Source organism: Effusibacillus sp. SKA8, assembly GCF_058273125.1.
In genome coordinates this window covers 23001-39726 of the sequence record NZ_JBZCSF010000008.1, presented here as the reverse complement: position 1 = coordinate 39726, position 16726 = coordinate 23001, and the positions used below count along the sequence as shown (strand labels likewise).

18 protein-coding genes and 1 riboswitch are annotated in these 16726 nt (G+C 54.3%); of the genes, 1 reads left to right on the top strand and 17 read right to left on the bottom strand.

All coding sequences use genetic code 11. The features are described 5' to 3' along the window. From AC4ED1_RS08265 to AC4ED1_RS08240, 6 genes are all read right to left on the bottom strand, one after another. On the bottom strand, positions 1-789 hold the full coding sequence (locus AC4ED1_RS08265; RefSeq protein ID WP_490937505.1) for a hypothetical protein: 789 nt from the start codon (positions 787-789) through the stop codon (positions 1-3). A gap of 88 nt (positions 790-877) precedes the next feature. Further along, complete coding sequence (locus AC4ED1_RS08260; protein ID WP_490937503.1) at positions 878-3052, bottom strand: NAD-dependent epimerase/dehydratase family protein; 2175 nt, start codon at positions 3050-3052, stop codon at positions 878-880. Positions 3053-3428: 376 nt separating this feature from the next. Continuing rightward, positions 3429-3512, bottom strand: a riboswitch (cyclic di-GMP riboswitch). 205 nt (positions 3513-3717) lie between these two features. Further along, positions 3718-4377 carry an SdpI family protein gene (locus tag AC4ED1_RS08255; protein ID WP_490937501.1) on the bottom strand — a complete coding sequence of 220 codons (660 nt, stop codon included), beginning with the start codon at positions 4375-4377 and terminating at the stop codon, positions 3718-3720. Then, the gene (locus AC4ED1_RS08250; RefSeq protein ID WP_490937499.1) at positions 4358-4654 is read right to left on the bottom strand and encodes an autorepressor SdpR family transcription factor; all 297 of its coding nucleotides are present in this window, start codon (positions 4652-4654) and stop codon (positions 4358-4360) included. Before AC4ED1_RS08250 ends, AC4ED1_RS08255 begins: the two co-directional genes overlap by 20 nt. A 160-nt stretch (positions 4655-4814) precedes the next feature. Beyond that, a complete protein-coding gene (locus tag AC4ED1_RS08245; RefSeq protein ID WP_490937497.1) occupies positions 4815-5612 on the bottom strand; it encodes a TraR/DksA C4-type zinc finger protein in 798 nt (265 codons plus the stop codon). Positions 5613-5714: 102 nt separating this feature from the next. After that, positions 5715-6020, bottom strand: coding sequence for a DUF5665 domain-containing protein (locus AC4ED1_RS08240; protein WP_490937495.1), 306 nt, complete (start codon positions 6018-6020; stop codon positions 5715-5717). A gap of 164 nt (positions 6021-6184) precedes the next feature. Between AC4ED1_RS08240 and AC4ED1_RS08235 the strand changes: the two genes are divergently transcribed. Continuing rightward, entirely contained in the window at positions 6185-6364 is a 180-nt protein-coding gene (locus AC4ED1_RS08235; RefSeq protein ID WP_490937494.1) for a hypothetical protein, read from the top strand. Between the two features lie 215 nt (positions 6365-6579). Here AC4ED1_RS08235 and ileS read toward each other — a convergent pair whose 3' ends face one another. From ileS to spoIIGA, 11 genes are all read right to left on the bottom strand, one after another. Then, entirely contained in the window at positions 6580-9357 is a 2778-nt protein-coding gene (gene ileS / locus AC4ED1_RS08230; protein ID WP_490937492.1) for an isoleucine--tRNA ligase, read from the bottom strand. 537 nt (positions 9358-9894) lie between these two features. Further along, on the bottom strand, positions 9895-10365 hold the full coding sequence (locus AC4ED1_RS08225) for a DivIVA domain-containing protein (protein WP_490937490.1): 471 nt from the start codon (positions 10363-10365) through the stop codon (positions 9895-9897). Between the two features lie 84 nt (positions 10366-10449). Continuing rightward, positions 10450-11229 (bottom strand): YlmH family RNA-binding protein, encoded by a 780-nt coding sequence (locus tag AC4ED1_RS08220; protein WP_490937488.1) that lies wholly within the window; start codon positions 11227-11229, stop codon positions 10450-10452. A gap of 18 nt (positions 11230-11247) precedes the next feature. Next, on the bottom strand, positions 11248-11511 hold the full coding sequence (locus AC4ED1_RS08215; RefSeq protein WP_490937486.1) for a YggT family protein: 264 nt from the start codon (positions 11509-11511) through the stop codon (positions 11248-11250). Between the two features lie 4 nt (positions 11512-11515). Beyond that, positions 11516-11962 (bottom strand): cell division protein SepF, encoded by a 447-nt coding sequence (locus tag AC4ED1_RS08210; protein WP_490937484.1) that lies wholly within the window; start codon positions 11960-11962, stop codon positions 11516-11518. A 19-nt stretch (positions 11963-11981) separates the two neighbouring features. Then, on the bottom strand, positions 11982-12653 hold the full coding sequence (locus tag AC4ED1_RS08205; RefSeq protein WP_490937482.1) for a YggS family pyridoxal phosphate-dependent enzyme: 672 nt from the start codon (positions 12651-12653) through the stop codon (positions 11982-11984). A 75-nt stretch (positions 12654-12728) separates the two neighbouring features. Then, positions 12729-13523 carry a peptidoglycan editing factor PgeF gene (gene pgeF, locus AC4ED1_RS08200; protein WP_490937480.1) on the bottom strand — a complete coding sequence of 265 codons (795 nt, stop codon included), beginning with the start codon at positions 13521-13523 and terminating at the stop codon, positions 12729-12731. 113 nt (positions 13524-13636) lie between these two features. Beyond that, the gene (locus AC4ED1_RS08195) at positions 13637-13957 is read right to left on the bottom strand and encodes a YlmC/YmxH family sporulation protein (protein WP_490937478.1); all 321 of its coding nucleotides are present in this window, start codon (positions 13955-13957) and stop codon (positions 13637-13639) included. Between the two features lie 116 nt (positions 13958-14073). After that, entirely contained in the window at positions 14074-14850 is a 777-nt protein-coding gene (sigG, locus tag AC4ED1_RS08190) for an RNA polymerase sporulation sigma factor SigG (RefSeq protein ID WP_490937476.1), read from the bottom strand. Positions 14851-14950: 100 nt separating this feature from the next. Continuing rightward, on the bottom strand, positions 14951-15673 hold the full coding sequence (gene sigE / locus AC4ED1_RS08185; RefSeq protein ID WP_490937703.1) for an RNA polymerase sporulation sigma factor SigE: 723 nt from the start codon (positions 15671-15673) through the stop codon (positions 14951-14953). Positions 15674-15721: 48 nt separating this feature from the next. Next, on the bottom strand, positions 15722-16657 hold the full coding sequence (gene spoIIGA, locus AC4ED1_RS08180) for a sigma-E processing peptidase SpoIIGA (protein WP_490937474.1): 936 nt from the start codon (positions 16655-16657) through the stop codon (positions 15722-15724). Positions 16658-16726 lie beyond the last annotated feature (69 nt).

The window sequence follows — 16726 nt, the reverse complement described above, 5'->3', positions numbered from 1 at the left end:
TTAAACTCCTTTACTCATGTATCGGATTACCTGCAAGGTACGGTAAGAGACTTTCACCGGAGCCAGCTTCAGCCGTTCGAGAACTTTGAAAAATTGATGGCCCGCCCGCATCGTGTAATACAGCTTCAGTGCCAGATAATAGCCCGTTTCCGATCGGGGATAGGTCGCGAGCAACCGCTCGCATGCCGCCTCAGCTTTATCATATCGACCAAGAGCCAGTTCGCATTCCACCTTGTCAGCCAATATGTCTTCTCCGCTTTCGGAATATCGGCTTAGTCTGTCTAGCACGTCAGCCTGCAAAAGCCGATACGTCCGTTCCGTTTCGGCATCCATCAAGCCGCTGCCAAGGTATCGTTTCAAGACGGCAGCAAATTGGGACAACACCTCAGGTTGGTCGGGATGATGATCCACAGCCACCTGGCATCGCTGCAGTTCGGCCATCATGGCACGTTTCAGTTCCAGTATCGCGGTGACGGCATAATGGACGGTTTCACTGTCCTCATTATGAGCCGCTTTCATGAGATAGGGAACGAGGTCAAGCGATTCTTGTTTGAGCGCGTCAAGCACGATGCGTCGGCGGGTGCTGTGATCAGCGAGAATCAGTGCCTCTTCGATGGGCACGATCACCGCTTCTTTTTCCACATCCACCTTCCGCGGCGGATCGTCCGTCACCTCCGGCAGACCGATCACTTCCTCGAACCGCTGGGAGTCGCTTAGAATCGGGCGGGAAGCCGCCTGATCCGCGATGAATGCAAGCGGAAGGCCGGCAAACGGGATCAGTATTGCCATAGTGGCGCGGCAATTTCCTCGGTTGCGATTCCGGAAAGTGAAGACCGCGTAAGCGAACGTCAAGAAATAGTAGACCAATAAGCACCACTCAAGCATACTTACATTCCTCACGCATCAGTTTTGTGACAATTCCGTGTTGTCGTAGCCTCATCACCACTGTTTGTGCTTCCCTCAGCCCGGTGTTGGTCAAGAGCAGAACCAGCCGTCCCTGCCATAGCCCGATGTAATCTGTGTCGCGCAGCAGTTGGGAAATCCGTTCGGCGACATCTTTGGGATCTTGGCCCGCCGCTTCAACGGACAATAAGCTGTAGTCGGCGTAATCATGCTCTTTGATCGACTGTTTGCTGCGCAACACTTCCAGAAACGCTCCTTCTTTCAGAATCGGAGTATCTCCAACGTACCGCTCGGCCCGCGTGACGGCGGTATAGGTGAACGTGCGGGACAGCGAACGCGAAATCAAGTCGACCGCGATTTTGAACAGATTTTCTTGATAAAGAGTGAAGCGTTCAAAGGCCTGATCCTGCAGACAGACGAGGGCGACCGTTTCTCCCTCGTGTACTACGGGAGCTGCCAGCATCGGCAGACCAGGTACGAGCGCTTTGTTCACAAAAAGCCGGTGGGTGCGAACCACATCCGCCAACTCCGGAACGTCGCTCAACCGTAGCGAACGCGGGAAGTGCGAGTCAGAATCGTTCGAACGGAGCAGCAAGCGCAAATAACCTGTGCGTGAGATGGCGTAAATGGCGATCTTCTTCGTCTCCATCAAGTCCTCCAGCACTTTGATAGCGGCGCCGAGTACCTGTTCCGGCTCCAGGCTCTCCAGTTCGGCCACGATCGACTGAATGCGCCCCAGGCTGTCCCTGTTTGCCAGCACCTGCCGCTGCAGCGCTTCCTTGGCGCTTCGGGTGTCTCTGTACACGTCCATCAGCAGCTTGTAACGCTGTTTTTCCAGCATTAAATCGTTTTGCGCCTGGGTCAATTCCCGTTTCTTCTTGTCCATGACAGAACCTACGGAAAAACCGAAAAACAGATATAAGGGCGATATGAACAAAAACTCCGGATCGTACAACAACGACGCCCAGTCCCGACCGTCCGCCAGACTGTCCGTCACATACATGACGATAACCGCCAGCGACGCCAAAAACGACTGGCGTGTGCCGTAGATTACCCCCATCAACAGAATGTAGAACAGGGGGAGGTCAAATGCAGTTTGGTGAACAAAACCGGTATCGTGCCGGGACAGGGCAAACACAACGGCAAAGGCGAGCGCATTTTCTACATACGGGCGAACGATGGTCATCCATCGGGGCTTCCGCGAAACGGCACGAACCTCTTCCCGGGTTGCGGCCACTTCCTGCTGCGAAAGCCATTGGAAGGTGTAGAACAGTCCTTCCTGAAGCGAGTAAAGGGGCACCCAGTCGAAATCCTGTTTCAGCCGGCTGTTGTCCAAGCATGAGCGGACAATTTCTCCCGGCCGGCGCTCCAGATACGTGATGCCTTCCACCGGCGAAAACGTGCGAATCGCCTCAATCAAGTCGTTTACGCTGGTTTCCCTGCCCGTCGAAACATTATAGATCCCGGTGGCGTCGCTTGTCGCGCCCCGGTAGATAGCATCGGCGACATCATCAACGTAGATAAAATCACGTGTCTGCGTTCCATCTCCGTAGACTGTCAGCGGTTTTCCTTCGCGAACTTGGTTCAGAAAAACGGAGATGACCCCACCTTCCCCGGTCTGGCGTTGCCGCGGTCCATACACGTTTGCAAACCGCAGGCAAAGGGTGTCGAGGTGATAAATCTCGCGCCATTTTTCGCAGTACAACTCGCCCAGCCACTTGTTGATACCGTATGGCGACAACGGGTTGCACGGATCTTCCTCTGTTACCGGGATTCGCCCCGGCTCCCCGTATACCGCTGCAGAGGAGGCAAAGACAAACTTCTTTACACCGTTCAACCTTGCGCAGTACAGCATGTTGACCAGACCAAGTATGTTCGTTTCCGTGTCTGCGCGAGGACGTTCCATGGACGTGACAACGTCGGTTTGAGCGGCCAGATGAACGACGACGTCGAAACCGACACTGCGGAACACTTCCTCGCAAGCAGGGTCTTTCACGTTATACCGGTATGATTTGTGCGGAACCGTTACATTTCCCCTTCTCCCCGAAGAGAGATTGTCGATAACGTAAACCTGATGGCCTTCTTTGTAAAACCGTTCCACTACCGCGGAACCGATAAAGCCATATCCGCCCGTAACCAGTATGTTCATTTGTATACCTCCAGACCGCCGGAAACAACAAAATTGGATAGGATCTACCTGTACTTTTGTAAAGGTTTTTTTGTTTCTTCTAGGCAAGGAAGAATTGCTGAAATAGTCCGTCAAAATTCATGCAACGCTATCAATGTGCCCATAATTGTTCTCTTCTTCATAGGCGACTGTCGATAAATGACAGATCAATTTCCTCGATGGTGCATAGCGACTAAACAATTGCAAAAAACGCAATTTTTTCATCTGGTCGGTAGTTTCGATGTCGGGTTCCCAATCGGTTGAACTTCATTCAACTCCTTGTTTCCCCGTAAAAGTTTCAATATGACGCCTCCCCCTTGCCTGGATGTTCTTCCAAGACAAAAACCGACCAATATCCAAAGATATTGGTCGGTTGCGCTACTCACTCCCAACTGTCCAAGCGCCCAATTCCAGACAGTTTTTCATCGCTTCCAGATTAGATTATGCAAATGGAACGCTTCAGCGCTTCGGTTATACAACCATTTATACAATCAATCTTTTTTGTTATAATTTTACATTCAGAAGTGTTTCAAGTCAATATTGATTTGACCTATCTGATTTGACCTATCCCGAACAATTCACAAATCATTCATATTTGGTATTTTCCCCTTACGATTAACAGTGAAAAAAGAGTTTAGTCTGAATTCTTATCGCCTCATCCTCCGATATACCGCGAATGAATATACGAAAGGCGACACGAGCGAAAGCGCAAGGGCGATTCCAAACAGCCACGCAGCCGCCACTCCCGGCAAAAACGCGCAGACGATCGCAACCAGGCCTGTTGCCATCCAGACCGGCCCCGCCATCCGGTGCGTGCGTCTCCACACTTCTTCATCCGCCAACGTCCACGGAGTTCGAATTCCCATAAAATAATTGAAACGAATCCGGCCGAAATAATTACCCAGGATCAGGTACAGCACCCCGATGCCCAACAATGCAAACATCTGCATCTTGATTGGATAGCCCAAATTGTACGCCAATACGAAAGCAAGTCCTGCGCTGAGCAGCATAGTAACCGCAAAGCGGATTGTTTCAAACACGCCTGCAAATTTTTCGTAGTTTTCCCGTTTCGGATCGATAAAGCGCGCAACCTTGATAACAAACTGCAATCCCAACAACAGCAGCCCGTACATCAACAGAAACGTCAGCTTATTCTGGTAGCCATCCGGCTGTCCGTCAAGTCCGAAATGCACGGCCATGCTTTCGGGCAGCCGGTTATACAAGAAAACCGCCGCCACAATCGGCATCAACGCCACGATCGCAATCGCCAGATCCGCTTTTCCCCACTTATTTTTCAGGTTCGTCATGTTTTTCGCCCTCCTTCTTCTCCGTTCCCAGAATGTCCAGGAACCATCCGATCACTTCCTGCACCACCGTCGTGTTCAGCGAATACACAATGTTTTGCCCGCGCCGCTCATCCAGAACCAATTTTGCTTGCTTTAAAGAATTGAGGTGATGCGAGATGCTTGGCTTTGTCATCGAAAAATGGTCCGCAATCTCCCCCGCCGTCATGTCCCGCCCGCGCAGCAGCCGTATGATTTGCCGCCGGGTCGGATCGGACAACGCTTTGAACGTTTCGTTCATACAATCTCCTCTTTTAGATATTTAGATAATCATCTAAATATATCCTACACCCGTTTCCACATCATGTCAATCCACGTTTCCGGTTAACAAAAGACGGCCCATTGCGAAAACGGCCGTCCAGTTTCTTTTTGCTGTTGCTTCGGTTGACCGGAATGCATTCTCATTCCCTGCGGTCGTGATCAAAGCGGTCCCAGTTGTTCCCGGAATTTTCGTTTAATATGCCGTCTAACGCGTCATCCGGCTCCAACCCCATCCAATTCAAATTGTCTGTAAAATCGCGCGCATTCCGACGGTACGCTTCATTGCGGGTAAACCCGGTCGGGTTGCCGTAGAGATCGGCCGTCAAATAGCCTTCCAGATCTTCCACATAGCCTCTTCGCTCTTCACTGTCGATATACAGCAGTTCGGGGTCGGTGCCGTCCTCAAAATCAGATGCGTTTTCAGAAGTTCCGTACCGGGCGACATCCTGCCACGCGTCTTCCCCGTCGTAAGCGGATTGCGCAAACCGGTTGTCGTCGTTAAATACCCGCCCGTAGCCGGGAAATCCAAAATTCTCTTCCACCGGCCGGTTGCTTTCGATCTCGTGCTCCTCCGCCCCTTCCTGACAATCGATGCAGAATTCGGCCGCCGGTTCCGCCTGCAGGCGTTCAAACGGAATGTCCCGTCCGCAATGGGCGCATATGCCGTAAGTCCCGTTCTCCATTCGCTCCAAAGCTTCATCGACCCGCGCCAACCGGATGGACGCCGCATCCCGCAGCGCCAAATCCTTTCCCCGTTCAAACAATTCGTCTCCGATATCGGCCGGATGGTTGTCATACATCGACAATTCCGCCAATTGGTCCGGCATCGAATCGGGAATTCCGTACCGGTCGTTGGCATCTATCGAGTTGCGGAGATCGCTCAGTTCCTCTTCCAGTTGCGTCCGAAGTTCTCGAAGTTGCTCACCGGTCAAACGCATCGAGAGCCCCCCTCTGAATTTTGCTGCAAACCATTCGGAACTAACTTTTAAGCCCTGCTTCACTTAATGGAATGAAACCACTCTTCACTTTGGCGGACTTTCTTACGGTAGGGTCGGAGTGTGCAGTTGAGCTTGCACAATCCGCACGATATCGGCCAAAAACCGCCCGATGACCGGGAGATTACGAGCCGCCAGTTCCTGCAAAATCAGGAGCAGGACCGCCACAATCACGGTAAAACCGAGACCGGCGCCGACTCCCCGCGCAATTCCGCTCAGGAAACTGATCGTGATGAGGCGTCCCGGACGATTCAACAATTGAACATATTCGGCAAATTGCGCGCGTTCCAGATGCGTTGCCAGACGTTCCAAATGTTCATTCAGCCGCGTTGCCTCGTCCATTTCCTTCATCGACCGCAACCTCCTTGTGCTAGTGTGTCCTCCGCCTCGCCTGCCATATGCGGCGCGACTTCATAAAAAGTTCGGAGAAACGATCCTTTTTTCTTGTTTCTTTTCTCGTAAAATCCTGTATGATTTGAGATAGCAAACACAGACAAGGAGGATTGGCTCCTGCTATGAGACGACATACGGTTCGCTCGGTCGGCTCGATCCTCGTCTGGATCGGTTCAATCGGCATCATCGCCAGTTTTTTGACGAAAATGATTTTTCAGTTCAATACACTGGCTCCCTACAGTCCGTTCTTTTTTTCGTTTATTCTGGCAGGCATCATCTTGCTGGTCGTCACAAGGATCTAATTTTTCAGACCTCTCATTTGCATCATCCGGGCTTTTGGGTCAACCACCGCCTGAACTGCAACCCTCCCTAGCCAATCGATGACAAGCGGCCGGATCAGTTCTGTCATCAACTCTACTATGCCCTTAAGGCACAACGGATATAAACAACAAAAGACCCCTCACTTCGCAAAGTGAGGGGTTCGATCGCAGAAATGACCTCATCCAAAGAAACGGACTTATTTCAGGAAATGGACAATCGTTTCAACGCAAGTCGGGCACAAGGTCGGATGTTCCGGCGACTTCCCGACATCCGGCGTGACCACCCGGCAGCGTTCACAGGTTTCCCCTTCCGCCACGCGTACCCGGATCGACAATCCGGCATAAGCGGCCGCATCTTCGGGAACCGTTTCTCCCGGATTGTACAATTTCACATCCGATACCCCGAGCACTTCCTTCAGACGCGGAGTTCCCTGCAGGGTCCCTAGGATGTCCCCGTTGTCCGGATAGAGATCGACAGCGGCCATCAGCGATTTTCCAATCACCTTTTCCTTACGGGCGACCTCCAGTGCCTTCAACACCTCGTCACGCAGCGCCAGAATCGCTTCCCACTTTGCGTCCAGAGCCGGATCGAGATAATCGGCGCGCACCCCGCTCCACTCGGTCAACTGCACGCTGGCCTCTTCCGCCCCCGGCACATACTGCCAGACCTCGTCCGCCGTGTGGGTCAAAATCGGAGCCGCCAATTTCACCAGTTCCACGAGGATATGGTACATCGCCGTTTGCGCGGACCGCCGTTCCACCGAATCGGGCGCGCTCGTGTAGACACGGTCTTTCAACACGTCGAAATAGAACGCGGACATGTCGACCGTGCAGAAGTTGTTCATGTCATGGAACACGACGTGGAAGTCGTAATTTCGATACGCTTTCAATGCCCGTTCTTTTAAAGCTTCCATCTTGTGCAGCGCCCAGCGGTCGATCTCCAGCATCCGATCCAGCGGCACGGCATGCCGGTTCGGATCGAAACCGTTGACGTTCCCGAGCAAATAACGGAACGTGTTGCGAATCTTCCGGTAAACTTCCGCAACTTGCTTCAAAATCGAATCCGACACCCGGACGTCGGAACGATAATCGACAGACGCCACCCACAGCCGGAGAATGTCAGCTCCCAATTGCTCGAGCACTTTTAAGGGATCCACCACATTTCCGAGGCTCTTCGACATTTTGCGGCCTTCCCCGTCCAGTACGAATCCGTGCGACAACACCTCTTTGTAAGGCGCTCGCCCCTTTACCGCCACAGCGGTGGTCAGCGAAGAGTTGAACCAGCCGCGGTACTGGTCCGATCCCTCCAGATACAGATCGGCCGGCCACTGCAGTTCTTCCCGCCCTTCGCAAACCGCCACATGGGAAGAGCCCGAATCGAACCAGACGTCCATGATATCGGTTTCTTTGCGGAATTTCGTGCCGCCACATTCGCAGACGGCTCCTTCGGGCAGCAGGTCGGCCGCTTCCCGTTCAAACCAGACCTGTGAACCGTGCTCGGCGAACAAATTCGCCACATGTTCAATCGTGTCTTTTGTGATAAGTTCCTTGTCGCAATCCGTGCAGTAAAAAATCGGAATCGGCACGCCCCACACGCGCTGCCGGGAGATGCACCAATCCTGCCGCTCGGCGACCATATTGTGCAGGCGCACTTCGCCCCAGGCCGGATTCCATTTGACCTGCTTGATTTGTTCCAGCAGTTCGTCGCGAATCTTGTCAATCGACCCGAACCACTGCTCCGTCGCCCGGTAGATCACCGGGTTTTTGCAGCGCCAGCAGTGCGGATAGGAATGTTCCAACACCGATTCGTGCAACAGGCTGCCCGCTTCCCTCAACGCTTGCGTGATGACGGGATTCGCCTTGGCGTAAAATTGCCCCGCAAACGGTCCGGCTTCCTCCGTAAACTTGCCGTGGTCATCGATTGGTACGAGAACCGGCAGTTCATACTGCCGACTCACCAGATAGTCTTCCATACCGTGCCCGGGAGCCGTATGCACGCACCCTGTACCGGCATCAAGGGTCACATGATCGCCCAGGACCACCAGCGATTCGCGGTCAAACAACGGGTGTTTCGCACGCACCCGTTCCAGTTCGGCGCCGCGGAACGTCGCTTCCGTTTTCAGTTCTCCCTCGTCGCGGCCCGCCGCTTTTAGGACCGCGCCTGCCAATTCTTTCGCCAGAACAAGTTTCTCCCCGTCGACATCCGCGAGAATATATTCAAACTCCGGATGCACGGCGATCGCAACGTTGGCCGGAATCGTCCACGGCGTCGTCGTCCAGATCACGATCGAAGCGCCTTCCGGCAGCTTCCCCTTGCCGTCGATCACCGGGAACTTGACATAGATCGAAGGCGATTGTTTGTCCGCATATTCGATTTCCGCTTCCGCCAGGGCCGTCTCACAATGGGGGCACCAGTACACCGGTTTCATCCCTTTGTAAATCAGGCCTTTGCTTGCCATTTCCCCGAACACCCGAATTTGCGCCGCTTCATAAGCGGGAAGCAAAGTGATGTAAGGATTGTCCCAGTCGCCGCGCACTCCCAGGCGCTTGAACTGACTGCGCTGACGGTCGATATAATCGAGCGCGTAGTCGTGGCACATTTGCCGGAACTGCGGTACCGGGATCTCGTGGCGGTTGATCTTTTTATTTTTGATAATCGCCTGTTCGATGGGAAGTCCATGCGTGTCCCAGCCGGGTACGTACGGAGCGTCATATCCTTCCATCGTTTTCGACTTGACGATGATGTCCTTGAGGATCTTGTTAACCGCATGGCCCAGGTGGATGTCCCCGTTTGCGTAAGGCGGCCCGTCGTGCAGCACGAATTTCGGTCTGCCCCTGCGCGCTTCCCGGACTTTTTGATAGAGCTTCATTTCTTCCCATTTGTTTTGAATTTCCGGCTCCCGTTGTGGCAGATTCCCGCGCATGGGAAATTCCGTTTCCGGCAGGTTCAGGGTCTTGCTGTAATCGAAATCCATTGTACTACCTCCCACGAAAGTGACGTAAAGCAAAAAAACTCCCGTCCCGGTAGGGACGGGAGATCTGGATTCCCGTGGTACCACCCTAGTTACCCACCCCCGCCAAAGCAACGCAAAGATCCCCGCATGAAAGACGGCTTAAAAGTAACGCTAAGCTTTTGCCGCTTAATACCGGGGGCTTTGGATTCCGGTAACTCTGGCAGGGACCCAAAAGCATACAGGTATGTTGGGTCACTTGTTTAGGCTGCAACGGCGCCAACACCGGCCCCTCCTACTCTTTGCGCTTCCGGTAGCTCTTGCCACGGCGGCGAATTTCAGCGGGCAACTCCCGGGGGATCTTCCCGACTTTCCGCCTTCCCGGCTCACACCCGTCCCGGTTCGCTGTAAAGCATCCCGTCGGTACTCGTCCCGATCATCGTCTTTCTCACCGCAAAGCGGTTCTGATTGGCATTTGTAAAAAGTTCGAAATTAATTATATGCAATTGATTGACGCCCTGTCAAACAAACCGGTTACTCCGGTTATTCCAATCACTTCGCTTACTCCTTTTCCCCGTCCAGCTTGTCCCAATCGTCCGAATCCAGCATCTCAAGCTGTGCCTGGAGAAGGGAGCGAAACCGCGCCCGGTAGACCGCCGCTTGCTTCTGCAAGTTTTCCAGTTCCAGCGAGATTTCCCGGGAACGCATCAGCGCTTCGTTCACGATCCGGTCCGCGTTTTTCTCCGATTCTTTGATAATCAGCTGCGCCTCTTTCCGCGCGTTCGCCTTGACCTCTTCCGCCGTCTCCTGCGCAACAAGAATCGATTTGCTCAGACTCTCCTCAAGGTTTTCGAAGCGAGCGAGACGTTCCTTCAACTGCGCCACTTGCTCTTCCAGATTCTTCTTCTCTCGCAGCAACGCTTCGTAATCCTTGATTATATGGTCAAGGAACTCATTGACTTCGTCCTCGTTGTAGCCGCGGAAAGAACGACTGAATTCCTTGTTGTGGATATCCATGGGAGTCAAAGGCATTGACCGGCACCTCCAAGAGTAGTGGAAACAAGCATGGTTCTGTCCCTTTAATTCGACAAAGCCGGCTCGATTCCTGCCGTAAAGCTACTGATATTTCCCGATCCTGACGACGGTTCGCCCCTTTTTCGTCTGTCCCCCGATCGCAAGAATCCGCAGCCGTCCCATGCCGCGAAGAGAAATGACATCCCCTTCCTCTACCGCTGTGGAAGGATCCGTCACGGTCTGCCAGTTGAGCTGCAGTTTGCCGCTTTTGATCGGGTCCAATATTTTGCTGCGGGACACTTGAAATCCTTCCCCGGCGACCGCGTCGACCCGCAAGGACATCACCGTAAATTCGCGTTCGAAAAATCGGATCCGCGGCGGGCGGAACTCTTCCCTGCGGATTGGACGCACCCGCACGGACGAGCGGCCAACCTGGTGCAAGTACAAACGGAGAAACTCTTCCGCCTCCTTAGTTGCCACCAGATCGCACCCGTTGTCGCAAACCGACAGATCGCCGATTTTTTCCCGCTTTAACCCCAATCCCGTCAGTGCGCCGAGATAGTCCCCGTGTTTGAAAGTCACATACTCCCCGGGGATCTCGATCCTTAGCCAACAAAGTTCCATTTCCCCTTCGTCCGGCACCCAATATTCAGGAGCGATCAGCACGCGCCTCCGTTCGGCCCCTTGCCAACCGCCGTCCGCAAAAACAGCAACATCGCCCACGGTCCGGGCGATGTTTTCGGCGATTCGCTGCTGGCGCGGATCCAAAAAAGCGGTCAAACTTGGGGAATGACGGGCCGCCGCCCGGTTTGCCAATTCGAACATCCGCTGCACAAACGGTTTTTCCTCAGGCCGGTAATGCATAAACAAATTCTCGTTCATCGTCATACCTCGCGCCGCTCAGAACAGCATCCGCAACACCGTATTGAGACCGAGTTGGATCAGATACAGGGCGAACAAGGCGACAATCGGCGACAAATCGAGGATTCCGAACGGCGGAATGAACCTTCTGAAAATCGACAGGTACGGTTCCGTAATTCGATAGAGGAACTGACCGAGACCGGTCCGTTCCATATCGGGAACCCACGACATCAGGATGCGTGCGATCAAAATGTATTGATAGATTTGGAACAGGATTCCTATCATGTGCGACAGTTGCGACATTCCCTCACCTCATTTGGCTTTTTGACACGGTGCTGTGCAGTTCCGGCTGCTGCTTCAACAGATCGCTGATCGCTCCTTGCACTTCCACGTTGTCCGGAGCGCACAAAAAGATCTGGTGGCCGATTTTTTCCATCCGGCCTCCCAATGCATAAATCGTTCCCGAAATAAAATCGACGATACGGAGGGCGTGATCAAACTGCGCTTTGTGCAGATTCAATACGACCGGACGGTGCGTCCGCAAGTGATCGGCAATCGCTTGCGCCTCATCGAAGGATTGCGGCTCGCAAAGCATCACCTTCACCTGCTTTTGGGTGTGTAAACTGACGACAGGCGCCTTGCGCTGCAGCGGCACCACGTCCGCCTGCACTTCTTCCCGCGCAATCTCCCGCTTCGGTTCCTGTGCCGCTTCCTCATCCGACAATCCGAGAAACTGCATCATTTTCTTCCACACGACACATGGCCTCCTCGACTTAGGGTTTCACGAAAACACTGCCGATACGCACCATGGTGGCTCCTTCTTCCACCGCGACTTCAAAATCGCCCGACATTCCCATCGACAAATGCCGGAGATTCGGATAATCGGACCGCAGCGAGTCACGCAACTCCCGCAACCCGCGAAAAACGTGCCGCACCTCTTCTGGATCTTCCACGGCCGGCGCCATCGTCATCAACCCGTGGACCTGGACGCGGTCCATTCCGGCAATCTCTTGCAAGAACGGAGCCACCTGCTCGGGAGCAAATCCGCTTTTCGTCTGTTCCCCCGAAATGTTCACCTGGACGAGGCAGGCAACGGTACGGTCCGTTTTCTCCGCCTGTTTTTGCAGTTCTTTGGCCAGAGACATCCGGTCGAGGGAATGAATCCACTGAAAATGGGGGAGCACATCCTTGACCTTATTGGTTTGCAAACTTCCGATAAAATGCCATGTCACCGGGTCCCGAATCGCCGCCAGCTTCGGCTTGGCCTGCTGGATCCGGTTCTCGCCGAGATGCTCGATCCCCGCTTGGATCAGGGCGCGGGTTTCCTCCACCCCTACGTATTTCGTAACCGCTATGATCGTCACTTCTTCCGGGCGGCGTCCGGCCCGCTCGCAAGCGCGTGCCACCCGTTCGCGAACGGCAGCCGCTTTTTCACGATAGTCCATAACATCACCACAGTTCGTCCCTAATTGAATACTATTCTTCTTGCGCCGCCAATTTCCTGCAGGAACCCGCGCGAATCAGAGAAGGACGATCAGTCCCGCGTGCCGCCCGGTTTTCCCGTTTTCCGCACGATGTGAAAAAAACGTCCCGGTATCGCACGCCGTACATCCTCCGACGCGTGCCACACGAGCCGGCTGCAGTCCCGATTCCAGCAGGATCTGGCGGTTCGCTTCAGGCAGCGCCAACTGCCACCGCCGGTTCGAATTCGGGCGAAAAAACTTTTCCCCCTGCGGATATGCCGCCACAAAGGGATCGTATACCCGCTGATCCACTTCATAGCAGCACGCGTCGATCGCGGGACCGATGGCGGCCAACAACCGCGCCGGGTCGGTTCCGAAGGATTCGCGCATCGTGCGGATGGCCGCTTCCGCAATCCGGCTCATCGTGCCTTTCCATCCCGCATGAACCGCCGCAATCGCCTTGTGATCCGGATCATACAGCAAAATCGGCACGCAGTCGGCCGCAAAAGTCGAGAGAACAATGCCGGGTCGGTCGGTCACCAGAGCGTCGGTCGCCGGCAGCGCATCTTCGTAAACATAAGCCCCCCGCCCTCTGTGTTCGTCGCGGACCACCGTCACCCGCTGGCCGTGCACCTGCTCGCCGCAAACCCATTGATCAAGGGGTATCCCCAGCTCCTTTGCCGCCATCTCCCGGTTTGCCCGCACATTTTCGATTTGATCGCCGACGTGCAGCCCGAGATTCAATCCCCGCCACGGCCCGGTCGAAACACCGCCCCGCCGGGTCGTGAACACGGCGCGGACACCCCCTGTCCGATTCATCTCTTCCGGATATAAAAAACGGGTCCCCTCCAACGCGCTCCCCTCTTTTCCCTTGGTCTCCCTAGCATCGTAACACAAATCGCTTCGCCGTGACAAAATAAGGGTCCCGCACGATGGCGCGAGACCCGGAATGTATTTTCAGTGACTCAATATCCGCCGGAGTTGCCGCCGTACCCGCCTGAACTTTCGTCGTTTTGCGACGAGAAAGTGGGAGCAGGCAGGTAGTGGGTCGCGGGGTTCAGTTCCACCAGCACCACGTCCGCCCCGATTTTGACAATCTGCTTCCACGGGATCACATAATCCTGCGAAGAACCGAACAGGCCGAAAAAGCGGCCCGCCCCCGGAACCACGATCGCCCGGATCACCCCGTTTTCCAGGTCGATGTCGAGATCCCCGATCGTCCCCAAACGCTTTCCGTCGCTGATGTTCACCACGTCTTTGGATTGCAGTTCCGATACTTTAATCATGACAACCCCTCGTCACAGGTTTTGACCTCACTACCACTTTATGCGGGGACAAAAAGAAAAAGTCGCTCAAAGGCGACTTTTAATTACCGATGACTTTCAATTGCCGATATGGATGATTACCGTATGTATTTCTGCATGTGGCTGATGGCGGCTTTTTCAAGCCGGGACACCTGCGCCTGCGAGATGCCGATCTCGTCGGCGACTTCCATCTGGGTCTTGCCTTCGAAAAACCGCATCGAGAGAATCCGTTTCTCGCGCTCATTTAGCTTCTGCAGCGCTTCCGCGATCGCGATTTCCTCCACCCATTGCGAATCCTGGTTCTTTTCGTCGCTGATCTGATCCATCACATAGATCGGGTCGCCGCCGTCATGATAAATCGGCTCGAACAAAGACACCGGGTCCTGAATCGCGTCCAATGCGAACACCACATCCTCCTTCGGCACTTCCATCGCTTCCGAAATCTCGTTGATGGAGGGTTCCCGCAGATTTTTGTTCGTCAGTTGATCGCGAACCTGCAACGCTTTGTACGCGATGTCGCGCAGGCTCCGGCTGACGCGGATCGGATTGTTGTCCCGCAGATAGCGCCGGATCTCGCCAATGATCATCGGCACCGCGTAAGTGGAAAACTTCACGTTCTGGCCAAGGTCAAAATTGTCGATCGCCTTCATCAAACCGATACATCCGACCTGGAACAGATCGTCCACATACTCCCCGCGGTTATTAAAGCGCTGGATCACGGAAAGCACCAGGCGAAGATTGCCGTTCACCAGTTTTTCTCGGGCGGAAAGGTCTCCTTGCTGCAATTCGACAAACAACTTGCGCATTTCCGTATTCGTCAGAACAGGAAGCTCCGCTGTGTTAACGCCACAGATCTCAACTTTGTTACGCTTCATGCCATTCCCTCCCCGTTGAAGGTCCGCCGCGGGATTCGTCAACAGTATTTCCTGGGAGGGAAGAATTATGCACCTGTGGCAATTACAGCCGTGCGGAGTGTCAAAGCATTTTGTTGAATTCTTTGCGGAGACGCTTGATGATCCGCTTTTCCAGGCGCGAGATATAGGATTGCGAGATGCCCAGGAGATCGGCGACATCCTTTTGCGTCATCTCTTTCCCGTCCGTAAGGCCGAAACGGAGTTCCATGATCCGGCGCTCGCGATCGCTCAGTTTGTCAAGCGCTTTATACAGCAGTTTTCGATCCACCTGTTCCTCGATATTGCGGTAGATCGTGTCGTTTTCGGTGCCCAACACGTCCGACAACAGCAGTTCGTTTCCGTCCCAATCGACATTCAGCGGCTCATCGAACGAGACTTCCGAGCGGACTTTGTTGTTGCGCCGCAGAAACATCAGAATCTCGTTCTCGATGCAGCGGGACGCGTAGGTAGCCAGTTTGATTTTTTTCTGCGGATCGAACGTGTTGACCGCTTTGATCAAACCGATCGTTCCGATCGACACCAAATCCTCGATATTGATTCCCGTGTTTTCGAATTTGCGCGCGATATAGACAACCAACCGCAAATTGCGCTCGATCAGCACGGCGCGCACCGCTTCGTCGCCGGAAGGCAATTTATCCAGCAAATACTCTTCCTCTTCGCGGGAAAGCGGTGGCGGCAGCGCTTCACTTCCCCCCACGTAAAAAATCTCTTCGGGCTGTGTTCCGAGTTTGAACAGCAGACGCAAATACAACAGGCGCATCTGTAGCCGGAGTTTGTACGGCATAATCATCAAGTGGCGCTCTCCTTCCCAATGATCAAAAAGATGAATACGTTAAGAGGCGATGGAATCGTTCGTTTCCGTGACGCATGTCGGCGGCAGGATCGCCTGATACGACCGGTCGCCCGCCAGCGGTTTCGGGTTGATCGCAATCAGGATCCGGGAGGTTTGGGCTTGCACATCCCCTTGGCTCACCGTGAAACCGGACGGCCGGAACGCCAGCAGCATGCCGGTTGTGCCTCCCACGCCGCGATACGGTACGATTCGAAAGCGGGATTGCCAATCGCTCCCGATCTCTTGACCGCCAAGACTCAACGCCGCATCCCGGTTCTCTCGGTAGACTGCAGCGACGCTTGCCGGCAAAAGCGGCTCCAGAGCGGACCATTCGACAACGGCGACCGGCAGGCCGGACAAAGGATCGGTCAGGGCGTTTCCCGTGTCGAGCAGTCCCGTCAGCTCGATCTGCTTGTCATCGATTGAAATCCGCACCCGCCACAGGTTGCCTTCTCTGTGTTTCAGCCGCTCCATGCGGTTCCACGCGGTTTTTCCCAGCAGATAGACGACGGGAACGGCCAGCGCCAGGAAAAATCCCGGATTCAATTCCCAGAAAGCCCGCCCGGACACGAGCACCATTCCACCGAGCGGACTTGCGTCCGCAAACAAGGATGCAAGTGCGTATACCGCGCCCCCGATGGCAAACGAAGCTACATAAAACAATCCGAAGTAGCGCAGAAACTCCCCGAAATGCCTGGGGGAAAACGTGACCAGCACCATCAGGCAGGAGAACGCAAGTTTCGCAGCCCAGCTTAACGCCGGTGCCATTGCACCGGGCACAAACAACAGCAGCGCGTAGCTGGCGCCCAGCGCCGAGCCAAAGACGATGCGCCGCCGGCGGACCTTTCTCCTCGCCATCCAGGCAGCCGCAAACAGAATCGCGGCATCCATGCAAAAGTTCACGACCCAGACCTGATCGATATAAAGCACCCGCATGCGGTGTCACTCCCGCATTTCTCGATGTCCCTAGTATAGTACATATCTATTGCAAACTTTGTCGCAACT